Origin of the sequence: Streptomyces solincola, from assembly GCF_002982015.1 — a bacterium.
GTDB lineage: Bacteria > Actinomycetota > Actinomycetes > Streptomycetales > Streptomycetaceae > Streptomyces > Streptomyces solincola.
On the sequence record NZ_PVLV01000555.1, the window covers coordinates 1 to 9979 of the forward strand.

The following is a 9979-nucleotide window of genomic DNA, read 5'->3' on the forward strand; positions in this document are numbered from 1 at the left end:
GTCATACCGATGAGCCTACGGACCGGGCGGCGGCGGGCTGGCTGGCGCCGGCGCTGGGCGGGGCCTGGGATGCGGACGCCTTCGCCCGGTCCGTAGGCTCATCGGTATGACCGCACTGCGCGCGAAGGTCAGCGAGCTGGTGTTCGACTGCGCCGGCCCGGCGGCGCTGGCCCGGTTCTGGGCCGGGCTGCTGGGCGGCGAGCCGGTGGACCGCTCCCCGGACTGGTCCTATGTGGACGTGCCCGGTTTCGTCCGGCTGGCGTTCCAGCAGGTGCCGGAGGGCAAGGCCGCCAAGAACCGGCTCCACCTGGACCTGGCCGCCGGGGACGTGGACGAGGCGGCCGACGAGGCCGTACGGCTCGGCGCGGTTCGCCTGGGCGCGGTCGTCACCGACGACCACGGCCGCTTCCAGGTGCTGACCGACCCGGAGGGCAACGAGTTCTGCTTCGTCGACTGAGTCGCTTGAGCGGACTGAGCGGACTGAGCGGTCTCAGCGGACCGAGCGAACTGAGCGGTCTCAGCCAGATGAGTGGTCCGAGTGGGCTGAGCGGTCTCAGCCAGGTGAGTGGTCCGAGTGGGCTGAAGCGTGTCCGGTCGGTGGGCGGCACGGCCGCGGCCGGGGTCTCAGGTGCGCAGGTGGGAGGCGCCGTTGAGGTCGACGACCGTTCCGGAGGCCCACGCCGCCGCCGGTGAGGCGAGGAAGTGGACGGCCGCGGCGATCTCCTCGGGGGTGCCGACCCGCCCGAACGGGCTCTCCTGGCGGAGCCGCTCGCCCTCCGGTCCGGCGAGTTTCGCCGCCTGGCGCTCGGTGGCGACGAACCCGGGGGAGACCGAGGTCACGGCGATGCCGTGCGGGGCGAGGGCGACGGCCATCGACTGGCCGAAGGCGTGCAGCGCGGCCTTGGCCGCCCCGTAGGCGGGGAATTCGGGCTCGCCCCGGAAGGCTCCGCGCGAGCCGACGTTCACGACGGCGCCCGGGGCGCCGCGGTCGATGAGGTGGCGCGCCACGGCCCAGGTCAGGTCGGCCGCCGCGAGCAGGTTGACGTCCGTCATGCGCCGCCAGACCGCCCGCCACTCCGCCAGGGAGACCTCGGCGACGGGGTGCCGGGTGGCCGGGGAGGGGGCCACGGCGGCGTTGTTGACCAGCACGTCCACTCCCCCGGTGTCCGCCAGTGCGTGCACCGCCTCGGCGACGACCCGTTCGGGGGCGCCGGCCTCCCCGAGGTCGGCCTCGATCAGCAGATGGCCGCTGCCGGGCAGTCGGCGCAGGGTCTCCTCGGCGTCCTCGCGGCGGCTGGCGTACTGGACCGCGACCCGGTCGCCGCCCTCGGCGAACGCCGTCGCGACGGCCCGGCCGATGCCCCGGGACCCGCCGGTGACCAGCACGCCCCTCATCGCGCCCGCCGCGTCGGCCGGTCGGCGGGAGCGGAGCTGTGGGGCTGGCGGTACGGCTGGGGCGGCGGCATGCCCGGATTGTGTCACCCGGCGACAGGCCCGCCGGGGCGGGGTGGCTGACCTTGCGGGGATGCGGGAAGGCTTCCAGGTGTCCGCTGCTCGCCGCCGACGCCGACGCCGACGCCGACGAAGGAGGAGGTCCGCGATGCGCGACCCCGTACACCACCCTCTCTTCGCCCGCTTCTACGAGCGGTTCAGCGCCGCCGCCGACCACCGGGCCGGGATCGCCGCGCACCGGGCCGAGCTGCTGGCGGGGCTGTCCGGGCGGGTCATCGAGATCGGCGCGGGCAACGGGCTGAACTTCGCCCGCTATCCGGCGCAGGTCTCCGAGGTCGTGGCCCTGGAGCCGGAGCGCAGGCTGCGCCGGGCCGCGGCGGCGGCCGCGCTGCGCGCCGACGTGCCGGTGGACGTGGTGCCCGGAGTGGCGGAGGCGCTGCCGGTGAAGAGCGAGGCGTTCGACGCCGCCGTCGCCTCGCTGGTGCTGTGCTCCGTACGGGATCTGCCGCGGGCGCTCGCCGAGCTGCGGCGGGTGCTGAGGCCGGGCGGGGAGGTGCGGTTCTTCGAGCACGGCCGGGCCGAGGGGCGGGGGCTCGCGGCGGTGCAGCGGGCCGCGGACCGGACCGTATGGCCGCTGCTGTTCGGCGGCTGCCACACCGCCCGGGACCCGCTGGCGGCGCTGGCGGAGGCCGGGTTCGAGATCACCGGCTTCCGCCGGCTGCGGGTGCCCGAGGGCGGCGTCGCCCTGCCGTCGTCCCCGTGTGTGCTGGGAACGGCGAGACGCCCGGCGGACGGTTGAGGGCGTACGGCGTACGGCGTACGGCGTGCGGGGAGCGGGGTGCCGGGTGCGGGGTGCGGGGTGCCGCTGGAGGCTGACGGGCCGGCCGTTTCCGGCGCGGACGCGGCAGGGCGCGGGGTGGCTCGGCCTTCTCGCGGGGCGGTGTGGTTGGCTCACCGCATGAGTGATCTTGTGATCCGTTGCGCCGTGCCCGACGACGTCGACGGGGTGCTGTCGTTCTGGCGCAAGGCCGCCGAGGGCGTCGGCATCAGCGACGACCGGGCCGGGATGGACGTCCTGCTGGCGCGGGATCCGGAGGCCCTGCTGCTGGCCGAGCGGGACGGCGTGCTGGTCGGCACGGTGATAGCCGGGTTCGACGGATGGCGGTGCTCGCTCTACCGGCTGGCCGTGCACCCGGACTTCCGCCGCCGGGGGGTCGCCACCGCGCTGCTCGCGGCCGCCGAACGCCGGTTCGCGGAGCTGGGCGGGCGGCGGGCGGACGCGATGGTGCTGGAGGCCAACGAGCGCGCGCAGCATGCCTGGGGCGCGGCCGGGTACGGGCGCGAGGACCACTGGCGGCGCTGGGTCAAGGGACTGACCGGCTGACCACCCGAACGGGTCATCGAATAGACTTTGCCTTTCCTTTACTCTTTTACCGACGCGGCAGACGGTGCCGACGTCTCCTCCGACCGTGAAAGGTGTGAGCGTCCGTCCATGGGCGAACCTCCCAGTAGCAGCACGCGCGCAGCGCGTCCGACCCCGGCCGACGACCTGACGGAGGTGCACCGGTGACCGAAGTCCTCTTGCTGCTCACGGCCCTTCTGCTCTCGCTGGCGTGCGGCGTGTTCGTCGCGGCCGAGTTCTCCCTCACCACCGTCGAGCGCGGCCAGCTCCAGCGCGCGGCCGAAGCGAACGAGCGCGGGGCGCCCGGCGCCCTCAAGGCCGTCCGCTCCCTGACCTTCCAGCTCTCCGGCGCGCAGCTCGGCATCACGGTGACCAACCTGGTCGTCGGCATGCTGTCCGAGCCCTCCATCGCCAAGCTCATCCGGGGCCCGCTGACCTCCGCCGGGCTGTCGGAGTCCGTCGCCTCCTCGGTGGCGCTGGTCCTCGGCACCGCGCTGTCCACGGTCGTGCTCATGGTGGTGGGCGAGCTGGTCCCCAAGAACTGGGCGATCTCCTCGCCGCTGGCGGTGGCCAAGGTCGTCGCCACCCCGCAGCGGATGTTCACCGCCGCCTTCAAGCCGCTGATCAGCCACCTGAACAACACCGCCAACCTGCTGGTACGCCGCCTGGGTCTGGAGCCGGCGGAGGAGCTGGCCTCGGCCCGCAGCCCCCAGGAGCTGGTCGCGCTGGCCCGCCACTCCGCCAAGGAGGGCGCCCTGGAGGCGGACACCGCCGAGCTGTTCGTGCGCACCCTGAACCTCGCCGAGCTGAGCGCGGAGAACGTCATGACCCCCCGCGTCCAGGTCACCGCGCTGGACACCCAGGCCACCGCCCAGGACGTCGCCGACGCCACCCGCACGACCGGCCTGTCCCGCTTCCCCGTCTACCGGGGGAACCTGGACACCGTCGTGGGCACCGTGCACATCAAGGACGTGCTGCGGGTGCCGGCCGACCGGCGCGCCCGCACCTCGGTCACCGAGATGCTGCGCGAGCCGCTGCTGGTGCCCGAGTCGCTCACCGTCGACCGCCTGCTCGACCGGCTGTCCGGCAAGGCGACCATGGCGGTGGTCATCGACGAGTACGGCGGCACGGCCGGCGTGGTCACCCTGGAGGACATCGTCGAGGAGGTCGTCGGCGAGGTGCGCGACGAGCACGACCCGCACGAGACGTCCGACCTGGCGCAGGTCGGCGAGGACGCCGACGGGCGCACCCTGTGGTCGGCGGACGGCGCGGCCCGCACCGACCAGTTGGAGTCGGCCGGGCTGAGGGTGCCGGACGGCCCGTACGAGACGCTGGCCGGGCTGATCGCCACCGAGCTGGGCCGCATCCCCCGCACCGGGGACAGCCTGGAGCTGGCCGGCGGCTGGCGGCTGGACGTCGTGGACGCCTCCGGCCGCCGTGCCGCCCGCGTCCTGATGCGCGCCCCGCTCGCGGGCGAGGACGGCGGCGAGCCCGCCGGCAAGGCCGCGGCCGGTGGCCGGCGCGGCGGGGAGGACGCCCGATGACCGCGATCCAGTTGCTCATCGGCCTGCTCACGCTCGCCGTCAACGCCTTCTTCGTCGGCGCGGAGTTCGCCATGATCTCCGTGCGCCGCAGCCAGATCGAACCGGCCGCCGAGGCGGGCGACCGGCGGGCCCGCAGCGTCGTCTGGGGGCTGGAGCACGTCTCGGCCCTGCTGGCCGCGGCCCAGCTCGGCATCACCCTCTCCACCCTGGTGCTGGGCGTGGTGGCCGAGCCCGCGATCGCCCATCTGCTGGAGCCGCTCTTCGACGCCGTGGGCGTCCCCGAGGGCCTGGTGCACGTCATCTCGTTCGCCATCGCGCTGTCGGTGGCGACGTATCTGCACATGCTGCTGGGCGAGATGGTGCCGAAGAACATCGCGCTCGCCGAGCCCACCCGCACCGCGCTGCTGCTCGGTCCTCCGCTGGTGGCGCTGGCCCGGGCGCTGCGCCCGGTGATCTTCACCATCAACGCCTTCGCCAACGGACTGCTGAAACTGCTGCGCGTGGAGGCCAAGGACGAGGTGTCCGCGACCTTCTCGGACGACGAGCTGGCGAGGATGGTGACCGACGCGAGCGACGCCGGACTGCTGGACGACCGGGCCACCGAGCGCCTGCACGACGCGCTCGAACTGGGCCGCCGCCCCGTCCGCGACGTGGTGATGCCTGTGGACCGGGTGCGCTACGCCCGGGTGGGCACCACCCCCGAGGAGTTGGAGACGCTGGCCGCCGAGTCGGGTTTCTCCCGCTTCCCCGTGCTGGACTCCAGCCGCCGCATCCTGGGGTACCTCCATGTGAAGGACGCCCTGGAGGTCACCCCCCGGGACCTGCCCTTCCCGGTGACGGCCATGCGTCCCATCGCGCGCGTCCGGGCGGCGACCCCGCTGGACGACGTGCTGACCGCCATGCGCCGCAGCCGCACGCACCTGGCCGCGGTCCTGGACGACGACGGCCGCCTCGCCGGCCTGGTCACCATGGAGGACGTCCTGCGCGAGCTGGTGGGGCGGCCGGCGACCTGACCTATCGTTGCGCCGTGGACTACCTGGTCGAACTACGGCGCGAACTGGACGCGTTCGGCGCCGCGCTGCACGGTGATCTGTCGGTTCCGGTCGCCCACTGCGGCGACTGGAGTCTGGCGGATCTGGCCGTGCACATGGGCGCGGGGAATATGTGGGTCGTCGCGGCGGTGCGGGAGCGGCACGGCCGCGCCTATGACGAGGACGCCGCGCCGCGTGACCCGGCCGGCCTCGTGGCCTGGTACGCCAAGACGGCGGACGCGCTCGTGGAGGCCCTGTCGGCGGATCCCGGCACCGCAGCGTGGACGTTCTTCCCGCCGCACACGGTCGGCTTCTGGCGCCGGCGGCGCAGCCAGGAGACGCTGATGCACCGGTGGGACGCCGAGCACGCGCTCGGCTCGCCGGCGCCGATGGATCCGGTCCTCGCCGCCGACGGCGTCGCCGAGGTCTTCGACACCATGGCGCTGCGCATGATCTCCAAGGGGGCCGCCACCCCTCCGGAACAGGCCGTGCGGATCACCGCCACCGATGCCGGCCTGGACTGGACCCACGGGAGCGGTGAGCCGGTCGCGGAGGTCTCGGGCAGGGCCGAGGATCTGCTGCTGATGCTGTGGGGTCGGCGGCCCCGGGACACCCCACCGGTGACGTGGACGGGGGACCGGGCGGCGGGGCTGGCGGTGCTCGCCGGGCCGCTGGTGCCCTGAAGGGTCCGTGGGCGCGGCCGGTCGCCGCCCCGGTCGTCAGGGAGAGAGGGGCGTGGAGGCCCGGTCGGACTCGCTGCGCAGCACGCAGAACTCGTTGCCCTCGGGGTCGGCGAGGACCGCCCAGCCCGAGCCGTCGGGGTTGCGGTGGTCGGCGACGAAGGTCGCGCTGAGGCCCAGCAGGCGCTCCACCTCCTCCTCGCGTGAGGTCTCGGGCCGCAGGCACAGATGGAGGCGGTTCTTGGCCGTCTTGGGCTCGGGCACCTGGTTGAAGTGCAGCACCGGGCCCTCGGCCGGCAGCACCTGGGCCTCCGGGGCGCCCGGCCGGTCGTCCGGGTGCATCGGGCGGCCGGTCGCCCCGCTCCAGAACCGGGCCAGCCCGTAGGCATCCGCACAGTCGATCGCCACGTTCTGCACCATCGAGACCATGGGCGGGAGCTTTCCCGATTTCCCCGCCGGACGCCACCGGTTCGCGGGCGTTGTAGCATCGGCGTCGCCATGGAGATGCATGCCACGTACAACAGCTTCGTCGCGGTGGGCGACAGTTTCACCGAGGGAATGTCCGACCTGCTGCCCGACGGCTCCTACCGGGGCTGGGCGGACCTGCTGGCCGCCCGGCTCGCCGCCCGCAGCCCCGACTTCCGGTACGCCAACCTCGCGGTGCGGGGGAAGCTGATCGGGCAGATCGTCGACGAGCAGGTGGACCTCGCCGCCGCGATGAAGGCCGATGTGGTCACCCTGGTCGGCGGGCTCAACGACACCCTGCGCCCCGGGTGCGACATGGGACGGGTCACCGCACTGCTGGAGGAGGCCGTCGAGCGGCTCGCCCCCTCCTGCGGGAAGCTGGTGCTGATGCGCTCCCCCGGCCGCAACGGCCCGGTCATGCAGCGGTTCCGGCCGCGCATGGAGCAGTTGTTCACGCATGTCGACGCCCTGGCGGCGCGGCACGGGGCGCTGGTGGTCGACCTGTACGGGGCCGAGGCGCTCGCCGACCAGCGGATGTGGGACGTCGACCGGCTGCACCTGACCGGCGAGGGGCACCGCCGGGTGGCCGAGGCCGTGTGGCAGGCGCTGGGCCTGGACGCCGAGGAGGACTGGCGGGCCCCGCTGCCCCCGGCGGCGGCGGCGCACTGGGCCGCTCGCCGGATCGGCGACGTGCGGTTCGCCCGGCAGCACCTCGGACCCTGGATAGGGCGCCGCCTGACCGGCCGCTCCTCCGGGGACGGGCGGCCCGCCAAGCGCCCCGAGCTGCTGCCCTGGCAGGCCCCGGCGGACGGGGACGCCGTCACGGACGCCGGCCCCTAGGACCGTAGCGGCGCTCGTAGCAACGCACGAACGGGACCGGGGCGCGGACCTGCGCGAACCGCCAGTAGAATCGGGTCGCGTGACTGCGTCTGTGAAGCCCCGCATCCCCAACGTCCTCGCCGGCCGCTATGCCTCCGCCGAGCTGGCCGTCCTCTGGTCCCCCGAGGAGAAGGTGAGGCTGGAGCGCAGGCTGTGGCTCGCCGTGCTGCGCGCCCAGAAGGACCTCGGGATCGAGGTGCCGGACGCGGCGCTCGCCGACTACGAGCGGGTGCTGGACCAGGTGGACCTGGCGTCGATCGCCGAGCGGGAGAAAGTCACCCGGCATGACGTGAAGGCGCGCATCGAGGAGTTCAACGCGCTGGCCGGCCACGAGCAGGTCCACAAGGGCATGACCTCCCGCGACCTCACCGAGAACGTCGAGCAGCTCCAGGTCCGGCGGTCGCTGGAGCTGATGCGCGACCGCACGGTGGCGGTGCTGGTACGGCTGGGGAAGCTGGCCGGCGAGTACGGCGAGCTGGTGATGGCGGGGCGCTCGCACAACGTCGCGGCGCAGGCGACGACCCTGGGCAAGCGGTTCGCGACGGCGGCGGACGAGCTGCTGGTGGCGTACGGGCGGCTGGAGGAGCTGCTCGGCCGCTATCCGCTGCGCGGCATCAAGGGCCCCGTCGGCACAGCGCAGGACATGCTGGACCTGCTGGGCGGGGACGCGGCGAAGCTGGCCGAGCTGGAGCGGCGGATCGCCGGGCACCTGGGCTTCGCTGAGGCGTTCACCTCGGTCGGCCAGGTCTACCCCCGTTCACTGGACTACGAGGTCGTCACGGCGCTGGTGCAGTTGGCGGGCGCCCCGTCCTCGCTGGCCAAGACGATCCGGCTGATGGCCGGGCACGAGCTGGTCACCGAGGGCTTCAAGCCCGGCCAGGTCGGCTCCTCGGCGATGCCGCACAAGATGAACACCCGGTCCTGCGAGCGGGTCAACGGGCTGATGGTCATCCTGCGCGGGTACGCGTCGATGACCGGCGAGCTGGCCGGCGACCAGTGGAACGAGGGCGACGTGTCCTGCTCGGTGGTGCGCCGGGTCGCGCTGCCGGACGCCTTCTTCGCCTTCGACGGGCTGCTGGAGACGTTCCTGACGGTGCTGGACGAGTTCGGCGCCTTCCCGGCGGTGGTGGCCCGCGAGCTGGACCGCTACCTGCCGTTCCTGGCCACCACCAAGGTGCTGATGGCGTCGGTGCGGGCGGGTGTGGGCCGCGAGGAGGCGCACGAGGCGATCAAGGAGAACGCGGTCGCCTCGGCGCTGGCGATGCGGGAGCAGGGCGCGGAGCGCAACGAGCTGCTGGACAAGCTCGCCGCCGACTCCCGCATCCCGCTGGACCGGGCGCAGCTCGACGCCGCCATGGCGGACCGGCTGTCGTTCACCGGCGCGGCGGCCGCGCAGGTCGGCACGGTCGTGGCGCGGATCGAGGAGATCGCCAAGCGGCACCCGGAGGCGGCCGGCTACACCCCCGGGGCGATCCTCTGAGGACGGGCTCCCGCGGCTGCGGCCCGGGCGTGCCGAGCGCGCCGGGGCCGGGCCGACCGGGATACGGCGGGGCGGTGCGGGGCAGGCGCGGGGCATGCCGCGACTGACCTCCGAAGAACTACTGGCCGCCCGCGACCGACTGGTCCCCGATGTGCTCGGGGACGGCTTGTCGGTGCTGTTCTGCGGGATCAACCCCGGGTTGATGTCGGCGGCGACCGGCCACCACTTCGCCCGCCCGGGCAACCGCTTCTGGCCGGTGCTGCACCGATCACGCTTCACCCCGCGCCAGTTGAAGCCGTCGGAGCAGCAGGAGCTGCTCCGCTACGGGCTGGGCGTCACCAACGTGGCGGCGCGCGCCACGGCCCGGGCCGACGAGCTGTCGGACGAGGAGCTGCGGGAGGGCGGGCGGCTGCTGGCGGCGAAGGTGGAGCGGCTGCGGCCCCGCTGGCTGGCGGTGGCGGGCGTCACGGCGTACCGCACGGCCTTCCATGAGCGTACGGCGGCGGTCGGCCCGCAGGAGCGCGCCATCGGGGGGACCCGGATCTGGGTGCTGCCCAACCCCAGCGGGCTGAACGCGCACTGGACGGTGGCGGGCATGGCGGAGGAGTTCGCCCGGCTCCGATCGGCCGCCGGGCTCGGAGCGGACGACGACGGCTCGGTGGCGCCCGACTGACCGGGCCGGGTGCGGCGCCTTGGCCCGGGGAGGCTCAGGGCGGGTCCACGGCGGTGACGGCGACCAGCAGGCGGCGGGGGTCGTCGCCCTGGGCACGGGTGACGCCGATCGCGACCCACCGGCCGTCGCGGCGCCACAGGTCGATGTCGTCGACGCGGCGGCTCAGGGTGGCCCACGGCTCCGGTACCTCCTCGCCGTCGGCGGCCCGGGCGGTCAGCGACCAGAGGCTGAAGGTCTGCGGCGGGCCCCAGCGCAGGCCGAGCACGACGGCGACGGCGTCGCGCTCCGCCGCGCACTGCTCCTGCTCCTCGTCCGGGACGACCCGCTCCTCGGTCCGCAGCTCGGCGAGGTGGTATCCGGGGCCGTCCGGGGG

General features: G+C 74.2%; 12 protein-coding genes. 9 read left to right on the forward strand and 3 right to left on the reverse strand.

What is annotated here, in order from left to right; translation table 11 throughout:
- The first annotated feature begins 115 nt into the window (after nucleotides 1–115).
- Nucleotides 116–457: a VOC family protein gene (locus C6N75_RS27010; RefSeq protein WP_105871506.1), complete on the forward strand. Its 342-nt coding sequence runs from the start codon at nucleotides 116–118 to the stop codon at nucleotides 455–457.
- A 167-nt stretch (nucleotides 458–624) separates the two neighbouring features.
- On the opposite strand, the gene C6N75_RS27015 is transcribed toward C6N75_RS27010, so the two are convergent.
- Complete coding sequence (locus C6N75_RS27015) at nucleotides 625–1395, reverse strand: SDR family NAD(P)-dependent oxidoreductase (protein WP_105871495.1); 771 nt, start codon at nucleotides 1393–1395, stop codon at nucleotides 625–627.
- A gap of 205 nt (nucleotides 1396–1600) precedes the next feature.
- Here C6N75_RS27015 and C6N75_RS27020 point away from each other — a divergent pair, with 205 nt between their 5' ends.
- The 5 genes from C6N75_RS27020 to C6N75_RS27040 all read left to right on the forward strand — a co-directional run bounded on the left by C6N75_RS27020 (nucleotide 1601) and on the right by C6N75_RS27040 (nucleotide 6112).
- Nucleotides 1601–2251 (forward strand): class I SAM-dependent methyltransferase, encoded by a 651-nt coding sequence (locus C6N75_RS27020; RefSeq protein WP_105871496.1) that lies wholly within the window; start codon nucleotides 1601–1603, stop codon nucleotides 2249–2251.
- A 159-nt stretch (nucleotides 2252–2410) separates the two neighbouring features.
- Nucleotides 2411–2836 (forward strand): GNAT family N-acetyltransferase, encoded by a 426-nt coding sequence (locus tag C6N75_RS27025; RefSeq protein WP_105871497.1) that lies wholly within the window; start codon nucleotides 2411–2413, stop codon nucleotides 2834–2836.
- A 182-nt stretch (nucleotides 2837–3018) separates the two neighbouring features.
- Nucleotides 3019–4398: a hemolysin family protein gene (locus tag C6N75_RS27030; protein WP_105871498.1), complete on the forward strand. Its 1380-nt coding sequence runs from the start codon at nucleotides 3019–3021 to the stop codon at nucleotides 4396–4398.
- Nucleotides 4395–5411 (forward strand): hemolysin family protein, encoded by a 1017-nt coding sequence (locus C6N75_RS27035; protein WP_105871499.1) that lies wholly within the window; start codon nucleotides 4395–4397, stop codon nucleotides 5409–5411. The genes C6N75_RS27030 and C6N75_RS27035 overlap by 4 nt, the downstream gene beginning before the upstream one ends.
- Nucleotides 5412–5425: 14 nt before the next feature.
- Nucleotides 5426–6112, forward strand: coding sequence for a maleylpyruvate isomerase family mycothiol-dependent enzyme (locus tag C6N75_RS27040; RefSeq protein ID WP_105871500.1), 687 nt, complete (start codon nucleotides 5426–5428; stop codon nucleotides 6110–6112).
- A gap of 36 nt (nucleotides 6113–6148) precedes the next feature.
- Here C6N75_RS27040 and C6N75_RS27045 read toward each other — a convergent pair whose 3' ends face one another.
- On the reverse strand, nucleotides 6149–6538 hold the full coding sequence (locus C6N75_RS27045) for a VOC family protein (RefSeq protein WP_105871501.1): 390 nt from the start codon (nucleotides 6536–6538) through the stop codon (nucleotides 6149–6151).
- Nucleotides 6539–6607: 69 nt separating this feature from the next.
- Between C6N75_RS27045 and C6N75_RS27050 the strand changes: the two genes are divergently transcribed.
- From C6N75_RS27050 to mug, 3 genes are all read left to right on the forward strand, one after another.
- Nucleotides 6608–7414: an SGNH/GDSL hydrolase family protein gene (locus C6N75_RS27050; RefSeq protein ID WP_105871502.1), complete on the forward strand. Its 807-nt coding sequence runs from the start codon at nucleotides 6608–6610 to the stop codon at nucleotides 7412–7414.
- 79 nt (nucleotides 7415–7493) lie between these two features.
- Entirely contained in the window at nucleotides 7494–8933 is a 1440-nt protein-coding gene (gene purB, locus C6N75_RS27055) for an adenylosuccinate lyase (RefSeq protein ID WP_105871503.1), read from the forward strand.
- Between the two features lie 94 nt (nucleotides 8934–9027).
- Nucleotides 9028–9606 carry a G/U mismatch-specific DNA glycosylase gene (gene mug, locus C6N75_RS27060; RefSeq protein WP_105871504.1) on the forward strand — a complete coding sequence of 193 codons (579 nt, stop codon included), beginning with the start codon at nucleotides 9028–9030 and terminating at the stop codon, nucleotides 9604–9606.
- 34 nt (nucleotides 9607–9640) lie between these two features.
- Here the strand turns inward: mug and C6N75_RS30985 are convergent.
- The coding region (locus C6N75_RS30985; RefSeq protein ID WP_105871505.1) for a hypothetical protein at nucleotides 9641–9979 on the reverse strand (339 nt) is incomplete at its 5' end.